This is a genomic window from Actinomadura physcomitrii (genome assembly GCF_008923205.2).
GTDB lineage: Bacteria > Actinomycetota > Actinomycetes > Streptosporangiales > Streptosporangiaceae > Spirillospora > Spirillospora physcomitrii.
Genome location: NZ_WBMS02000003.1, coordinates 65,968 through 81,957, shown reverse-complemented (window position 1 = coordinate 81,957; position 15,990 = coordinate 65,968). Strand labels below are relative to the sequence as shown.

Sequence of the window (15,990 nt, the reverse complement as noted above, 5' to 3'; positions counted from 1 at the left end):
CCTCCCTAACGCTTGTTCAGTTCAGCTTGGCACCGGAGGCGGCTCCCGGGAAAGCCGCGCTCCGGCTCGCCCCCGGGGCAGCCGCGCCCGGTCAGCCGATCTTGGTCTCCTTCGACTCCCAGTACGGGTCGCGCAGCTTCCTTTTGAGCGCCTTGCCCGACGGGTTGCGCGGCACCTCGGCGATCCGGTCGTACCCGCGCGGCACCTTGTAGGAGGCGAGGTGCTCGCGGCAGAACGCGTCCAGGTCCGCGTCGGACGCCTCGGCGCCCGGGCGCACGACGACCGCGGCGTGCACGGACTCGCCCCACTCCTGCGACGGGATCCCGAACACGGCCGCGTCCGCGATCGCCGGATGCGCGGTCAGCACCGCCTCGATCTCGGCGGGGTAGATGTTCACCCCGCCCGAGATGATCATGTCGGTGCGGCGGTCGCAGATGTAGTAGAAGCCCTCGTCGTCGCGGTAGGCGATGTCGCCGACCGTCAGCCACTCGCCGAGCCTCGCGTCCTCGAACTTGCGGTCCGCCTTGTAGTAGGCGTCGAACGTCGCCTTGCTGCGCACGTACAGGTCGCCGGGCACCCGGGGCTCCTCGACGCGCTCGCCCTTGTCGTCGAACAGCGCGATCTCGATGCCGGGCGCGGGCCGTCCGCAGCTGCCCGGCTTGCGCATCTGGTCCTCCGGCCGCAGGACCGTGTCCACGCCCAGCTCCGTCGACCCGTACACCTCGAACAGCGACCCGTCGCCGATCTTGTCGACGTAGCGGCGCTTCAGCTCGAACGGCCAGGGCGCCGCGTTCGCGATGAACCGCCGCAGCGAGGACAGGTCGCGGGCGGCGATCACCTCGTCCGGCAGGTCCAGCACCCGGCGGATCGGGGTCGGTGCCGAGAACGTCGCCGTCACCTTGTGCTCCTCGACCAGCTCCAGCCAGCGCTCGGGATCGAAGTCGCGCATCACCACGACGGTCCCGCCCATCTGCTGGACGATCAGCATGAAGCTCATCGGGCCGGAGTGGTAGAGCGGGCCGGTCGTCAGGTAGACGTCATCGGGCTGGTAGCCGATCTCCGTCACCAGCCCGATGACGATCTCCGGGTCGGGCTGCCCGCGGACCACGCCCTTCGGCTTGCCGGTCGTCCCGGAGGTGTAGAACATCGCGGTGCCCGCCGCCGGGTCGTCGCCCGCGGCGGCCGGCTCGGTCTCCGGGCTGCCGGCGGCCCGCGCGTCCAGGTCGGCCGCCCAGTCCGGCACCCGCCCCGTTCCGCTCCGGAACGCCAGCCAGCCGCGGACGCCCTCGGCCTCGCGCGCGGCGAGCTCCAGCTGCGGCGCCTGCTCGACGTCGAACAGCACCAGCGCGCTGTCGGCGTTCGAGACCACGTACGACGCCTCCTCCGGGCTCAGCCGGTAGTTCAGCGGCACGCCGACCGCGCCGGCCTTGCGCAGCGCGGCGATCAGTGCGACGACCTCGGTACTGTTGCGCCCGCACCAGGTGACCTTGGTGCCCGCCCGGACGCCGAGGCCGACGAGCACGTTGGCGTAGCGGTTGACCAGCGCGTTGAACGCGGCGTAGCTCAGCCGCCGGTCCCCCTCGATGATCGCGGTCTTGGACGGGTGGGCGGCGGTCAGCGCCGCCAGCGGATCGGGGACGGGTGCGGTCACGGTGTCACACTCCCGGTAGCCGGCTGGGGTGGCATTGAACGAATGTACGTTGGAATGCAGGCGGAATCCAGAGGAGGATCTTCGTGGACGATGACGAAGGGGGCGTACCGCAGCGCGCGCCGCGCGGGCGCGGGACCCCGGCCCACCGCACGACCGCCGACGTCACGCCCACGTCGAGCGACGCGCTGTCCCTGCCGACCGACACCCCCGGCACCCGGATCCTCATCGCGGCGGCCGTCGAGACGATGTCGGAGAAGGGCTTCAACGGCACGTCGGTCCGCGACATCGCCGACCGCGCCGGGATGAGCCCCGCCGTGCTCTACCACTACTTCGGCTCCAAGCACGACCTGCTCGTGGCGATCATGCACCGGACCATCGACCACCTCACCGAGCGCTGCGCGGCCGTCCTCGCCGACGGCCCCGCCGATCCCGCCGCCCGGCTGCGCCGGCTCGTCCGCGAGCACGTCCTCGTGCACACCGAGCTGCGCCGCGAGGCCGTGCTCGGCGTCGGCGAGATGCACAGCATCGAGCGGCGCGAGCGCGCCCTGCTCATCGCCAAGCGCGACCGGCACGAGCGGATGTTCCACCGCGTCGTGAACGACGGCGCCGCGTCCGGCGCGTTCGGCACGCCGTACCCGTCCGAGGCCGTCCGCGGCATCCTCACGATGGCGACGGGCGTGTCGGTGTGGTTCCGCGAGGACGGCCCGCTCCCCGCCGCCGAGGTCGCCGAACGCTTCGGCCGCCTCGCCCTGGCCCTGGTGGAGGCCGATCCCGGCGCGTGACCCCGCCCGTCAGCAGTCCTGTGGCGGCACGGTGCCGGTACCGGTCGTGCAGCGGACCTGGTCCAGCGAGCGGAGGATCCGGTCGAGGCGCTGCGCGGTGGGGTCGCTGACGTACTCCAGGACGGCGTGGTCGAACGCGGCGGCCATCACGGTCGGCATCGAGTCCGAGGCGTCGAAGCGGACCGTCGCCGCGCTCGCCAGCGTCTGCGCGATCCGCCGCGACAGCGGGTCGGGGTAGACGCTCGGCGGCACGGACCGGTTGAGCGAGAACGCGCCGCTGCCCGGTCGCTCGATCCACGTCTCCTGCGCCTTCGCCGTGGTCAGGTAGGCGACGAGCTTGCGTGCGGCCGGGGTAGCGCGGAACATGCCGAGCAGGTCGCCGCCGATCTCGACCGCCCGCCCGCCGGGGAACGGCACGAAGTCGTAGTCGCGTCCCGCCTGCGGGCGGCCGGGGGCCTGCCCGTAGAAGGCGGTGATGAACGACGCCTCGTGGTCGAACAGGCACCCCGGCGGGTCCGCGAACATCGGCGCGCCCGCCTTGCCGTAGCCGGTGAGCAGGACGGCGTCCGTACCGGAGCGGGTGCCGGCGACGACCGTCCCGAACGTCTGCCACGCGTTGCGGATCGGGTCCGACGTCCACGCCAAATTCCCCGACACCCACTGGTCGTAGACGCCGGCACCGGACTCGTGCAGCACGACGTCCTCGATCCAGTCGGTGCCCGGCCAGCCCGAGTTGGACGTGTCCTCCAGGCCGAGGCACCAGGGCTTCGCCGCCGCCCCGGACGCGATCTTCGCCAGGTCGTCGAAGGACGCGATGGGCTGCGCCAGCCGCGCCCGCGTCGCCGCCGGCAGGGACCGCGGCGCGTACCAGACCAGGCCCTTCACGGCCGCCTTCACGACGATGCCGTAGGGGCGGCGGACGCCGTCCGGGCCGGCCGCGCCGGTCAGGTCGCCGCCGATGCCCTGCTGGGCGCCGCCGACCGGCGCCAGTTCCCCGGCGGCGGCGTAGATGCGCAGGTCGCCGGGCGTGGCGAGGACGGCGGTGTCGGGCGGCGTGCCGTCGTGCAGCTCGCTGGCGAGGATCGCGCGGGCGTCGCGGGTGCCGGTGTAGTCGACGTGGATGCCGGTGCTCTTCTCGAAGCCGGCCAGGACCGCGCGGAACGCGTCGCCCTCGGCGCCCGTCCACGAGCCGAGCACCGTGACGCTCTGCCCGGAACCGGCGCCGCCACAGGACACGGTGGTGAACGCGCAGAGCAGGAGGAGCGCTGCCAGAAGTCGCACGGTCATCTCCCGTACTCGCGTAGCCGGATCCACACGCCGAGGGCGGCGAGCCCCGCGACCGCCAGCGACAGCAGCGGCAGCCCGACGTTCAGGCCGCGGGTGTCGGTGGCGTCGGACAGCTCCGCCTCCAGGGGCCGCTGCGCCTTGTCCGCGGCGGCGACGTCCAGGCCGCCGCCCTTCGGCGCGGGGCGGCCGGCGCGGAGCGCGCCGGACCCGGCGTCGGCGTCGCGGATCTGCGCCTGCAGCGTCCGGTCGAAGGCGGGCACCCCGTGGTCGGACGCGTCCGCGAACGCGTGGTCGACGTGCAGGAACGTCAGGGACGTCCAGACCAGCAGCCCGGCCAGGACGGCGCTCGCGGCGGCCAGCGGCGGGTTGACCAGCCGGCGGAACCGCCGCGCCATCGACACCTGCGCGTAGCCGAGGACGCCGAGCAGCACCACGCCGGCGGCGGCGCTGCCGAGCGCGAGGCCCTCGCCGGCCCACGCCGAGTCCCGCTCGCCGTGGATGCCGCGCAGGTCCCGGCGCGCGATCTCGTCGATCCGCGACAGCAGCCCGCCGTCGCCGTGCAGCAGGCCGGAGGCGTAGCCGAGATAGGCGTACCCGAGGTCTTCGAGCCCTTCCCGATAGGTGGCGTCGGCCTGCTCCACCAGCCCCTGATAGGTGACGACCTGCGCATTCACCGCGCGCAGCAGATCGCGTCCGGCGGCGCCGCCGAAATCGAGCTCGGCGAGGTGCGCGAGATTGTCGCTCGCCGTCGTCAGGTCGTCCCGGAACTGCTGGCCGGGGCCGATGAGCTGGGCCGCGCCGGAGCGGAAGCTCTGCCAGGCGGCCCGGTCGGCGTCCGACAGCGCCGCGTGCGCGGTGCGGGCGCTGACGTAGGCGGGGGCGCCGCCGTCCTTCACCGACGACACCGCCGAACGGCTTCCGACCAGCACCGCCGTCGCCGCCAGCCAGGACAGCACCGTCAGGCCGACGGCCGCGGCCAGCACCGTCCACAGCCAGCGGGGGGTGCTCCACCTTCTCGGCACGGCCCGGGCCGCCAGCGCAACCGACACGCGGCACATCGTAGGCCGCGACCGTTGACATTTCCCTTACATTTATGCCGGGGATGTCGTTTCCGCGCGTTATCCGGCTGGCCGGTTCAGGTCAGTACCGCGAGGTGTCGCCGCAGTTCATTCCGTTTCGTAGGCGAGATTCGGGCGCAGCCACCGCTCGATTTCGGGAAGGGCGAGCCCGCGCCGCGCCGCGTAGTCCTCGGTCTGGTCGCGGCCGATCCGCCCGACGGTGAAGTACCGGGAGGACGGATGGGCGAAGATCAGCCCGCTGACGCTGGCGGCCGGGGTCATCGCGTACGACTCGGTCAGCCCGATGCCGAGCCGGTCCGCGCCGAGCAGCTCGAACAGGTCCTTCTTCTCGCTGTGGTCGGGGCTCGCCGGGTAGCCGAGCGCCGGGCGGATGCCGCGGAACCGCTCGGCGTGCAGGTCCTCCAGCTTCGGGTCGGCGTCCGGCTCGAACCAGTCGCGCCGCGCCCGCAGGTGCGCGTACTCGGCGAACGCCTCGGCGAGCCGGTCCGCGAGCGCCTTCACCATGATCGACCGGTAGTCGTCGTTGTCGGCCTCGAACTGGGCGGCGAGTTCCTCGGCGCCGAGCACGGTGACCGCGAACCCGCCGAGGTGGTCGCCGGACGGGGCGATGTAGTCGGCCAGGCACCGGTTGGGCCGGCCCTCCGGCTTGGCGGTCTGCTGCCGCAGCATCGGGAAGCGGGTGCCGTCGCCGGTGTCCAGGACGATGTCGTCGCCCTCGGAGTGCGCGGGCCAGAACGCGTAGGCGCCGCGGGCGCGCAGCAGCCCGTCCGCGATGATCTTGTCGAGGAGGCCGTTGCCGTCGTCGAACAGCTCACGCGCGACCGGCTGGTCGAGGATCGCCGGGTACTTGCCCTTCAGCTCCCAGGCGAGGAAGAAGAACTGCCAGTCGATCATCGCGCGCAGTTCCTCGAGGGCGGGCTCGAGGACGCGCACCCCGGTGAAGGCGGGCACGGGCAGGTCGTCGAACGGTACGCTCTCGCGGTTGGCGCGGGCCTGCTCGATCGCCAGCATCGGCGCGCGCTGCCTGCTCTCGTGCTGCTCGCGTAGCCGCTGCTGCTCCTCGGCGTTGGAGGCCGCCAGCGCGCTCGCGCGCTCGGGGTCGAGCAGGTTCGACACGACGCCGACGACGCGGGAGGCGTCCAGCACGTGCACGGTGGTCCGGTCGTAGGCGGGCGCGATCCGCACCGCGGTGTGCTGGCGGGACGTGGTGGCGCCGCCGATCAGCAGCGGCAGCTCCATGCCGCGGCGCTGCATCTCGGTCGCCACCGACACCATCTCGTCCAGCGACGGGGTGATCAGCCCGGACAGCCCGATCGCGTCGGCGTTCTCCGCGACCGCGGTGTCGAGGATCTTCGCGGCGGGCACCATCACGCCGAGGTCGACGACGTCGTAGTTGTTGCAGCCGAGCACGACGCCGACGATGTTCTTGCCGATGTCGTGCACGTCGCCCTTGACGGTCGCCAGCACGATCTTGCCCTGGCCGCGGTCGTTCTGGACGCGGCCCTCGGCCAGCGCCTTCTCCTTCTCGGCCTCCATGAACGGCTCGAGGTAGGCGACCGAGCGCTTCATCGCGCGGGCGCTCTTGACCACCTGCGGCAGGAACATCTTGCCGGACCCGAACAGGTCGCCGACGACCTTCATGCCGTCCATCAGCGGGCCCTCGATGACGTCGAGCGGGCGCGGCAGCTTCTGCCGGGCCTCCTCGGTGTCCTCCTCGATGAAGTCGACGATCCCGTGCACGAGCGCGTGCGACAGCCGCTGCTCCACCGGCGCCTCGCGCCAGGACAGGTCGACCTCGCGCTTGGTGCCCTTGCCCTTGACGTTCTCGGCGAACGACACGAGCCGGTCGGTGGCGTCCGGACGCCGGTCGAACAGCACGTCCTCGACGAGTTCGAGCAGGTCGGCGGGGATGTCCTCGTAGACGGCGAGCTGCCCGGCGTTGACGATGCCCATGTCCAGCCCGGCCTTGACCGCGTGGAACAGGAACGCCGAGTGCATCGCCTCGCGGACGACCTCGTTGCCGCGGAACGAGAACGACAGGTTGGAGATGCCGCCGCTGGTGCGGGCGCCGGGGCAGCGCTCCTTGATCCGCGGGAGCGCGTCGATGAACGCCTTGGCGTACCCGTTGTGCTCGGCGATGCCGGTCGCGACGGCGAGCACGTTCGGGTCGAAGATGATGTCCTCGGGCGCGAACCCGGCCCGCCGCGTGAGCAGGTCGTAGGCGCGGCCGCAGATCTCGACCTTGCGGTCGGCGGTGTCGGCCTGGCCCCGCTCGTCGAACGCCATGACGACGACGCCGGCGCCGAAGTCGCGGATGCGGCGGGCCTGCTCCAGGAAGGGCTCCTCGCCCTCCTTGAGGCTGATCGAGTTGACGACGCCCTTGCCCTGGACGGTCTTCAGCCCGGCCTCCAGCACGCTCCACCGCGAGCTGTCCACCATGATCGGGATGCGGGCCACCTCGGGCTCGGTCGCGATCAGGTTGAGGAACGTCGTCATCTCCCGCTCGCTGTCGAGCAGGTCGGCGTCCATGTTGACGTCGAGCAGGTTCGCGCCGCCGCGCACCTGCTCCAGCGCCACGTCCACGGCGGCCTGGTGGTCGCCCGCCTCGATGAGCTTGCGGAACCGCTTGGAGCCGGTGACGTTGGTGCGCTCGCCGATCATGACGAAGCCGGTGTCGCGGCCGATCTCGAACGGCTCGAGGCCGCTGAAGCGGGTCGCCCGGCCGGGGCGGGCCACCTCGCGCGGGGCCGTGCCGCGCACGGCCTCGGCGATGCGGGCGATGTGCGCGGGGCCCGTCCCGCAGCAGCCGCCGACGGCGTTGACCATGCCGGCCGCGGCGAAGCCGCCGAGCTTCGCGCCCATCTCGTCCGGCGTCTGGTCGTAGCCGCCGAACGCGTTCGGCAGGCCCGCGTTGGGGTGGCAGGCGGTGTAGGTGCCGGCGAGCCGCGCCAGCTCCTCGACGTGCGGGCGCATCTCCTCGGCGCCGAGCGAGCAGTTCACGCCGGCGACGAGCGGCTCGGCGTGCTCGATCGACCGCCAGAACGCCCCGACGGTCTGCCCGGACAGCGTCCGGCCGGACAGGTCGACGATCGTGACGGAGATCCACAGCGGCAGCTCGGGCGCGACCTCGCGGGCCGCGGCGATGGCGGCCTTCGCGTTCAGCGTGTCGAAGATCGTCTCGATCAGCAGCAGGTCGACGCCGCCCTCGGCCAGCCCCGCGATCTGCTCCGCGTAGGCGGCCTTGACCTGGTCGAACGTGACGGCGCGGTAGGCCGGGTCCTCGACCCGGGGGGACAGCGACAGCGTGACGTTGAGGGGGCCGACGGACCCGGCGACGAACCGGTTCCCGTACTCGTCGGCGGCCTGCCGGGCGAGCCGGGCGCCCTGCACGTTCATCTCGCGGACGAGGCCTTCGAGGCCGTAGTCGGCCTGGCCGATGCTCGTCGCGGTGAAGGTGTTGGTGGTGGTGATGTCGGCGCCGGCGTCGAGGTACTGCCGGTGGACGTCCAGGATCACGTCCGGCCGGGTGAGGTTCAGCAGGTCGGGGTCGCCGGTGACGTCCTTGGCGTGGTCGCCGCCGATGCGGTCGCCCCGGTAGTCCTCGGGGGTGAGCCCGGCGCCCTGGAGCATCGTGCCCCACGCCCCGTCGAGCACCACGACCCGCTCGTCCAGAAGCCCGCGCAGCTCTTCGGTCCTGCCCACCAGCCACCTCCCGTGTCGTTGGGAGGCGCCCTTGCGTGTACCGGTCCCGGGCCGAGCGTGGCGGACGCCCGCGCGTCCGTTGCAGCGCCTCTCGGCCCGACTCCGAGGTTACCGAATGGACCCGGCGCCTGTGAAACTCCCGTCCCTTTTTTCCGCGCAACCCCAGGCGAGCGCGGTGGAAGGGTCAGGGACGGCCGCAGGCGCGGCGCAGCGCGGCGGTGAACGCACCCGGATCGGGGTCCGGGAGGACCGCGGCGAGGTGGCCGTCGGGCCGGACGAGGTGGACGGTGCCGGGGCCCGCCTCCAGCGCGGTACGGACGGCGCCGGTGGTGTCGATGGCGTCCAGGGCGTGCACCGCGACGGGGACGCCGCCCGCCGAGCCCTGGATCCGTGCGCGGCCCGCCTCGTCGGCGGCGAGGGCGACGAACTCCGTGCCGAACAGCCGGCGCAGGCGGGTGGCGCGCCCGTCGACGACGCAGGGCCCGTCGGGGCACAGGACGCCGGGGACCGGCGGGCGGGCCGCCCCGGGGGCGCGCGGGAACCCGCCGGCGGCCCCGGACGGGGTGGTCAGCGGCGAGTCCAGGTACCAGTACGGCTCGGCGAGCTTCCCGGAGTCGATGCGGGCGCGGGCGCCGGGGTCGGTGAGCGCGGCCTCCAGCGCGGCCAGCCGCCGCGCCCTCCCGGCGGGGGTGTGCGGGACGAGGAACTCCATGGTGCGCGTGGTGACGGCCAGGTTCTCCAGCGCCGCCGCCCGGCGCTCGGCGTCGTAGCTCGCGAGCAGGCCCGCGGAGCCGTGGCCGCGGCGGACGAACGCGATCTTCCAGGCGAGGTTCTCGGCGTCCTGGACGCCGGAGTTCAGCCCGCGCGCCCCGAACGGCGCGTACAGGTGCGCCGCGTCCCCCGCCAGGAAGGCCCGGCCGCGGCGGAACGTCCCGGCGCACCGCTGGTGGAACCGGTACACCGACGCCCACACGATCTCGTAGGGCACGTCCCCGGTGATCTTCCGGATGCGCGCGTCCAGCGCCCCGGACGCGCGGTCGGCCTCCAGGTCATGACCCGCCGGCAGCTGCCAGTCGATCCGCCAGGTCCGGTCGGGGCACTGGTGCACCAGGACCTGGCGGCCCGGGTTCCACTCCGGGTCGAAGTGGAACCGGCGCTCGTTCGGGAACGGCAGGTCGGCGCGGACGTCGCAGATGAGGAACCGGTCGTCGAACGAGCGGCCGGGGAACCCGGCGCCGATCAGCCGGCGGACCGCGCTGTGCGGCCCGTCCGCCCCCACCAGATGGCTTCCGGCCACGGTGACCTCGCCGTCCGGGGCGTCCGCGCGGACCCGCACCCCGCCGGCGTCCTGGTCGAGGCCGGTGACTCGGTGCCCGTACCGGACGTCCACCAGCGGATCGGCGTCCACCAGGTCGCGCAGGTACCGCTCCACCTCGGCCTGCGAGATGTTGATCCAGGGCGGGACGTCGCCGCTCCCGGCGGCCGGGAACGTGACGGCGAACAGTTCGGTGCCGCGGTAGTAGGTGCGGCCGGTCGTCCACGTGACGCCGCGCGCGATCATGGTCTCCGCGCAGCCGACCCGGTCGAGCACGTCGAGCACGTCGCGCTGGAAGCAGATCGCCTTGGACCCGGCCGGTTCGCGGCGGCCGGCGGCCTCCAGGACGACCGAGGGCACGCCGAACCGCGCCAGCAGCAGCGCGGCGACCAGGCCCACCGGACCGCCCCCGGCCACGACGACCGGGTCCGCGGGTCCGGGGTCAGCCCTGGAGCTCATCCCAGACGGCCCGGTCGCGCTCGGCGGTCCAGATCACCGGGCGCTCGACGCCGGACAGCTCGTCCCACAGCCGCGACACGTCGAACGGCAGGCAGTGCTCGAAGATCGGCCATCGCCCGTACTCCGGCTCCAGCTCCGCGTGGACCGCCTCGAACGCCTCCTTCAGCGTCCCGCCGCGTCCCTGCACGGCCGTCACCTCGCGGATCATCACCTCAAGGAAATGCCGGGTCTGGCCGATCGCCGCGTCCACCGCCTCCCGGCCGGCCGCCACCGCGCCGCGGCCGCCCACCAGCGCCTCGGCGCCGAGCGCCGCCACCCGGTCCAGCGTCCCGGTCGCCCAGTCCCGGTGGAAGGCGTCCCCGGTGTACAGCGCGGCCTGCGCCTCCACCAGGTCACCGGCGAACAGCACCCGCTGCCGCGGCAGCCACGCGACGATGTCGCCCTCGGTGTGCCCGCGCCCGCAGTACCGCAGGACCAGCTCACCGCGGTCGCCGCCGAGCTGGATCGTGAAGCGGTCGCTGAACGTCGCCGTCGGCCACGTCAGGCCCGGGATCGACTCGGGCTCCTTGAACAGCCGCGGCATCCGCCCGAGCTCGGACTCCCAGTCCTGGCGCCCGCGCTCGGCGACCAGCTCCCGCGTCTTCTCGTGCGCCACGACGACGTCGGCGCCGAACGCGCTCGCGCCCAGCACCCGCACCGCGTGATAGTGCGACAGCACCAGGTACCGGACGGGCTTGTCGGTGTGCTCGCGCAGCATCGACAGCCACTCGCGCGCCGCCACCGGCGTGGCCAGCGCCTCGAAGCACACGACGAAGTCCTCGCCCTCGACGGCGCCGACGTTCGGATCGCCCTCGGCGGTCAGCGCGTACACGCCGTCCGCGAGCACCTCCAGGCTCCGCTCCTTGTCCGCCAGGTCGGCCGACGACGCGAACGGTCTCATCCCAGATCCCTCCCCCGCGATTTCGCGGATTCGGCCACCCTGGTGTCCTGCCCGGGGAACGCCGGGGCGGAACAACGGACCCCGGCGTCCCGGCGGTCCCTACTCGCCGATGAAGCCCTTCGACTGCAGCCACTTCTGCGCGACGTCGGTGGCCTCCTCGCCCTTGATGTCGACCTCGCCGTTGAGGGTCTGCAGGACCGAGTCGCTGAGCGCCGCCGCGATCGGGTTCATGATCTTCTCGATGGCCGGGTGGTCCTTGTAAACGGAGTCGCGCAGCGTCAGCGCGGGGTTGTAGACGGGGAAGAACTTCTTGTCGTCGGGGATCGAGGTGAGGCCGAGCGCCTTGATCCGGCCGTCGGTCGTCGCGACCTCGCCGAAGTCGCACGGCTTGCCCTTGCCGATGGCGTCGTAGATGGCGCCCTCGGCGAGGGTCGCGACCGACGACTTCGGCAGCGTGAACCCGTACGCCTTCTGCAGTCCCGGCCACCCGTCGCTGCGTCCGGCGAACTCGCTGGCCACGCACGTGGACGCCTTCGCCGGGTCGGTGCGCGCCAGGTCATGATCGTGGCGACCCGGACGCCGGTGAGCACGACCGGCCAGGCGAGCGGCAGCCGGATCCGCAGCATCCGGCTCGCGCGGCCGAGCCCCATGCCCCGCGCGGCCTCCTCGACCGCGCCCGGCACCGACTCCAGGCCGGTGATCGTGTTGCGCAGGATCGGGAACACCGCGTACAGCACCAGCGCGGTGATCGTCGGCGCCAGGCCCAGCCCGAACAGCGGGATCAGCAGGCCGAACAGCGCCAGCGACGGGACGGTCAGCATGGTGCCGGTGACGCCGAGCGCGAGCCGGCTCAGCCGCGGCCGGCCCTCCACCGCGATGCCGAGGCCGATCCCGATCACCGCGGCGATGCCGACGGCGATCAGCACCACCTCGGCGTGCTCGGCCATCTGCCGGGCGATCGTCGGCCAGCGGTCGGCGAGGTAGTCGGAGAAGCTCACGGGCGCCTCCCGTCGTTCGGCGGTGGCGGCGGGGGAACCGGGGCGAGGACGGTCGGGCAGGCGTCTCCCATACCACAAGAGGCTGCCTACGGATGATCAATAAGGCAAGAGTTGACGGGGACTCAGCCCGGTTCGTCCCGCAGGTGGCGGAGCAGCAGCGCCAGGTCCAGCCGCAGCCGCCCGCCGGGCGCGTGGAAGGAGAACCCGAGGCGCCGCTCCGCGTGCGACAGCCGCGCCGCGATCGTGCTGTGGTGGCGGTGCACGCGGGCGGCGGCCTTGCGGGTCGAGCCCGTCGCGCAGAACGCGACCAGCACCGCGAGGACGTCGTCGCCGTGCGGTTCGGCGGCGAGCCGGTCCAGCGCCGCCACGTCCGCGACCTGCGCGATGTCCTCGGGACGCAGCCGCGCGGCGATCGCGGCGAGCCCGCCGAGCCGGTCGTGGCGCACCACCGCGGCGAGCCCGTCGCCGAGCGTCGTGAACCGCAGCGCGGACCGGGCCAGCCGCCACGACTCCGGCGCGCCGGCGCCGGGCAGCGCGGGGCCGATCCCGATCCGGGTGCCGTCCGGCGTCCGGTGCTCCAGGTCCGCCGGGACGTCCCGGGCCAGCACCGCGTGGACGTGCCCGAACGCGGCGGCGCGGGCGTCCCGGCCAAGTGCTGTGAGCACCGCGGCCGCGTCGCCGCCCGCGACGGCCAGCACGTGCAGCGGGGCGGACGGATCGAACCGCAGTGCCCGCAGCGCCCGGGACCGCTCGGCCTCCGCGGCGTCCGCCGACACCACCAGGTCCACCAGCGCGGCGTCGTCCCGGTCGTCGCGCTCGCGCTCCAGCAGGACCGTCGCGGCGAAGGCGAACCGTTCGAGGACGATCTCGTCCAGCGGGAGCGGCGCGCCGGACCGCTCCAGCCATACGAGCCCGGTCTCGGCGAACTCCCGGACGGCCCGCTCCCCCGGCGCCGCGCCGGGCTTGGAGCGCAGCGAGATCCCGCGCGCCGGGTCGGCCAGCCCGGCGGGGCACTCGGCGAGCGCGGCGGTGGCGCGCACCAGCGCCTGCGGGCTCGCGCGTCCCGCGATCAGCCGGTCGAAGAACCCGATCACCCGGACGGCGTTCTCCGCGTCGGCGTCCAGCCCCGACAATCGCAGGAGCAGCCCTTTCATGGACGGATCGTACGCCACCCGACGATCGGCGGATTCCGGCCGGCGATCCCCGCCGGTCGGCGGCTGGGCGGGGCCGCGGATCGCGGCGAAACTGGTGGTCAGCCGCCGAGAGGAGCCGGACCGTGCCGTACGCCTTCGACCCGGAGCTCGCCCCGTGGATCTCCATGATCCCCGAGATCACGCTGACCGACCCCGTGGCGATGCGGGAGGCCGACGACCGGCTGCTCGCCGACCGGCCCCGGTACGAGCCGTCCGTCCCGGTCGACGTCCGCGACGTCGCCGTCCCCGGCCCGGACGGCGCCCCGGACGTGCCGGTGCGGATCTTCACCCCGGCCGCCGCCGAGGGCCCGCTGCCCGGCCTGCTCTACATCCACGGCGGCGGGTTCGTCCTCGGCACCGTCGACGCCTTCCACGACGACGCGCTGTGCATCGCGGCGGAGGTCGGCGCGGTGGTCCTGTCCGTGGAGTACCGGCTCGCGCCCGAGCACCCGTTCCCCGCCGGTCTCGAGGACTGCTACGCGGCGCTGACCTGGACCGCCGCGAACGCCGCCGATCTCGGCATCGACCCGGGCCGGCTGGCGGTGGGCGGCGAGAGCGCGGGCGGCGGCCTGTCCGCCGCGACCGCGCTGCTGGCCCGCGACCGCGGCGGCCCGGCGCTGTGCTTCCAGCTCCTCGGCGTCCCCGAGCTCGACGACCGGCTCGACACCCCGTCGATGCGCGCGTTCACCGACACCCCGATCTGGAACCGCCCGAACGCCGAGCTGAGCTGGGACTACTACCTCGGCAAGGGGGTGCGCGGCACCGCCGGGGTCTCGCCCTACGCGGCGCCCGCCCGCGCCGAGGACCTCACCGGCCTGCCGCCCGCCTACGTCACCACCTGCGAGTTCGACCCGCTCCGCGACGAGGGCCTCGGCTACGCGCTGCGGCTCGTCCAGGCGGGCGTCGGCACGGAGGTGCACCACTACCCGGGGACGTTCCACGGCTCAGGTCTGATCCCGGACGCCGCCGTCTCCCGCCGGATGGCCGCCGACCGGCTCGACGCGCTCAGCCGCGCGCTGGGCACCGCCGAGCAGCGCGCCTAGACGCCGGGGGCGCGCGGCGGACCTACCGGGTCGCGGCGCGCGCCCGCGCCGCCGCGGCGATGCCGGCGCGGCGGCCGAAGAACGAGCCCTCGCCCAGCTGGGTGCCCGAGCAGTACCCGGCGCCGTCCTGGGCGATGTTGGACGCGCAGGCCCCGGCCGCGTAGAGCCCGCCGATGACCGACCCGTCGGGCCGCCGCACCTCGCCGTCGACCGTGGTGGCCATGCCGCCGAGCGTGAAACCGGCGTACAGGGCGGTGCCGAGGGTCAGGTCGTAGACGCCCCATGGCCCGTTGGTCTGCGGCGCGAGCCAGTCGGGGTGCTTGTGGAAGTCGGGATCCTCGCCGCGCGCGGCGTGCTCGTTGTAGCGCGCCATCGTCGCCGTCAGCGAGCCGGGGGGCAGCTTCAGGCCGGCCTCCATCTCCTCGATCGTCTCGTAGCCGTCCTTCAGCGGGACGAGCGGCATCCGCTGCTCGTCCATGTGGTCGCTGTCGGCGATGAGGTACGCCGCGGCGCCCGGCTGCTTGAGCACGAAGTACGAGGTGCGCGCGTGGTAGCTGTCCTCGGCCACGAACCGCTCCCCGCGGTTGTTCACGATCAGGCCCTTGACCAGCGACGACGGCGGGTAGAACGGCGCGGTGATGAACGGCTCGTCCATGTGCTCCAGCGCCGCGCCGGCGGACTGGCCGAGCCGGATGCCGAGCCCGTCGTCGTAGGTGCTGCCGAGCGTGAACAGCTTCTCGCCGAGGGCGGGCGTGTAGGCGGCGACCATGTCGGCGTTCATCACGAACCCGCCGGCCGCGAGCACCACCGCGGCCGCGGCGACCGCACCCGTCCGGTCGAAGTTCCGCCAGGCGACGCCGGTGACCGTACCGCCGGCGTCCACCACGAGGTTGGTCGCGCCGGTCTCGTAGCGGACCTCGACGCCGGCCTCCTCGACCCGGTCCCGCAGCAGGTCCATCACGATCTTGGTGCCCTCGGTGTCGCCGGGCACCGGCACCTTGTGCCCGCGCGGCGCCGGGGCGACCTCGTCGCGGAAGGGCCACACCTTCTCGTTGCCGGTGAACATCAGCCCTTCGGTGCCGGGCTGGATCACCGCCTTCCCCGGGAAGTAGGACCGCTCGAACTCGAACCCGAGCGCCTCCAGCCAGTCGAAGTGCGCGACCGATCCCGCGCAGTAGGCCCGGATCTTCTCCTCGTCGGGATCCTTGGTGCTCTCCATCAGGTAGCGCGCCATCGCCTCGACGGTGTCGTCGTGGCCCGTCGCCTTCTGCACGGCGGTGCCGCCGCCGAGGTAGAAGTGGCCGCCCGACATGCTCGACGTACCGCCGTGCACGGCGGCCCGCTCCAAGAGCAGCACCCGGGCTCCCGAGCGCGCGGCCTCCAGCGCCGCGCACCCTCCGGCGATCCCGAAGCCCACCACCACGACGTCGAACCGCTCGGCATCGGCGGGCAGGTCCGCGGCCGGCACCACCGGGGGGACGGCCATTCCGGCCGGGGTCTGTGCGTTCATCGGTCCCTGCTTTGAATCGGTGCGTCTCGAA

Annotated in this window: 11 protein-coding genes and 1 pseudogene; 2 read left to right on the top strand and 10 right to left on the bottom strand. The window is 73.6% G+C overall.

Features of this window, described 5'->3' with window-relative positions; translation table 11 throughout:
* Positions 1-91 precede the first annotated feature (91 nt).
* Positions 92-1,651, bottom strand: a complete 1,560-nt coding sequence (locus F8568_RS04375) for a class I adenylate-forming enzyme family protein (protein ID WP_160573496.1) — start codon at positions 1,649-1,651, stop codon at positions 92-94.
* Positions 1,652-1,734: 83 nt separating this feature from the next.
* Between F8568_RS04375 and F8568_RS04370 the strand changes: the two genes are divergently transcribed.
* Positions 1,735-2,433 carry a TetR/AcrR family transcriptional regulator gene (locus F8568_RS04370; protein WP_151591621.1) on the top strand — a complete coding sequence of 233 codons (699 nt, stop codon included), beginning with the start codon at positions 1,735-1,737 and terminating at the stop codon, positions 2,431-2,433.
* Between the two features lie 9 nt (positions 2,434-2,442).
* Here F8568_RS04370 and F8568_RS04365 read toward each other — a convergent pair whose 3' ends face one another.
* From F8568_RS04365 to F8568_RS04335, 8 genes and pseudogenes are all read right to left on the bottom strand, one after another.
* Positions 2,443-3,714 carry an ABC transporter substrate-binding protein gene (locus F8568_RS04365; RefSeq protein WP_160573495.1) on the bottom strand — a complete coding sequence of 424 codons (1,272 nt, stop codon included), beginning with the start codon at positions 3,712-3,714 and terminating at the stop codon, positions 2,443-2,445.
* 2 nt (positions 3,715-3,716) lie between these two features.
* Complete coding sequence (locus tag F8568_RS04360) at positions 3,717-4,769, bottom strand: hypothetical protein (RefSeq protein WP_151591617.1); 1,053 nt, start codon at positions 4,767-4,769, stop codon at positions 3,717-3,719.
* A gap of 117 nt (positions 4,770-4,886) precedes the next feature.
* On the bottom strand, positions 4,887-8,501 hold the full coding sequence (gene metH, locus F8568_RS04355) for a methionine synthase (RefSeq protein WP_151591615.1): 3,615 nt from the start codon (positions 8,499-8,501) through the stop codon (positions 4,887-4,889).
* Positions 8,502-8,685: 184 nt separating this feature from the next.
* On the bottom strand, positions 8,686-10,275 hold the full coding sequence (locus F8568_RS04350) for an FAD-dependent monooxygenase (protein ID WP_151591612.1): 1,590 nt from the start codon (positions 10,273-10,275) through the stop codon (positions 8,686-8,688).
* Positions 10,259-11,215, bottom strand: coding sequence for an MBL fold metallo-hydrolase (locus F8568_RS04345; protein ID WP_151591610.1), 957 nt, complete (start codon positions 11,213-11,215; stop codon positions 10,259-10,261). The genes F8568_RS04350 and F8568_RS04345 overlap by 17 nt, the downstream gene beginning before the upstream one ends.
* Before the next feature lie 99 nt (positions 11,216-11,314).
* Positions 11,315-11,770, bottom strand: coding sequence for a glycine betaine ABC transporter substrate-binding protein (locus tag F8568_RS50180; protein ID WP_328600735.1), 456 nt, complete (start codon positions 11,768-11,770; stop codon positions 11,315-11,317).
* 56 nt (positions 11,771-11,826) lie between these two features.
* Positions 11,827-12,162 (bottom strand): annotated as a pseudogene (locus F8568_RS50930) (ABC transporter permease); the annotation flags it as partial.
* Between the two features lie 173 nt (positions 12,163-12,335).
* Entirely contained in the window at positions 12,336-13,367 is a 1,032-nt protein-coding gene (locus F8568_RS04335) for a helix-turn-helix domain-containing protein (RefSeq protein WP_151591604.1), read from the bottom strand.
* Between the two features lie 122 nt (positions 13,368-13,489).
* On the opposite strand from F8568_RS04335, the gene F8568_RS04330 reads away from it, so the two are divergent.
* Entirely contained in the window at positions 13,490-14,449 is a 960-nt protein-coding gene (locus tag F8568_RS04330) for an alpha/beta hydrolase (protein ID WP_151591602.1), read from the top strand.
* 22 nt (positions 14,450-14,471) lie between these two features.
* Here the strand turns inward: F8568_RS04330 and F8568_RS04325 are convergent, their stop codons facing one another.
* On the bottom strand, positions 14,472-15,959 hold the full coding sequence (locus tag F8568_RS04325) for an FAD-binding protein (RefSeq protein ID WP_236008387.1): 1,488 nt from the start codon (positions 15,957-15,959) through the stop codon (positions 14,472-14,474).
* Between the last annotated feature and the right edge of the window lie 31 nt (positions 15,960-15,990).

Bases quoted from the DNA above. Each gene is read 5' to 3' on its own strand.
- F8568_RS04350 (WP_151591612.1), bottom strand. From the start codon at position 10,275: ATGAGCTCCAGGGCTGACCCCGGACCCGCGGACCCGGTCGTCGTGGCC.
- F8568_RS04345 (WP_151591610.1), bottom strand. From the start codon at position 11,215: ATGAGACCGTTCGCGTCGTCGGCCGACCTGGCGGACAAGGAGCGGAGC.
- F8568_RS04335 (WP_151591604.1), bottom strand. From the start codon at position 13,367: ATGAAAGGGCTGCTCCTGCGATTGTCGGGGCTGGACGCCGACGCGGAG.
- F8568_RS04325 (WP_236008387.1), bottom strand. From the start codon at position 15,959: ATGAACGCACAGACCCCGGCCGGAATGGCCGTCCCCCCGGTGGTGCCG.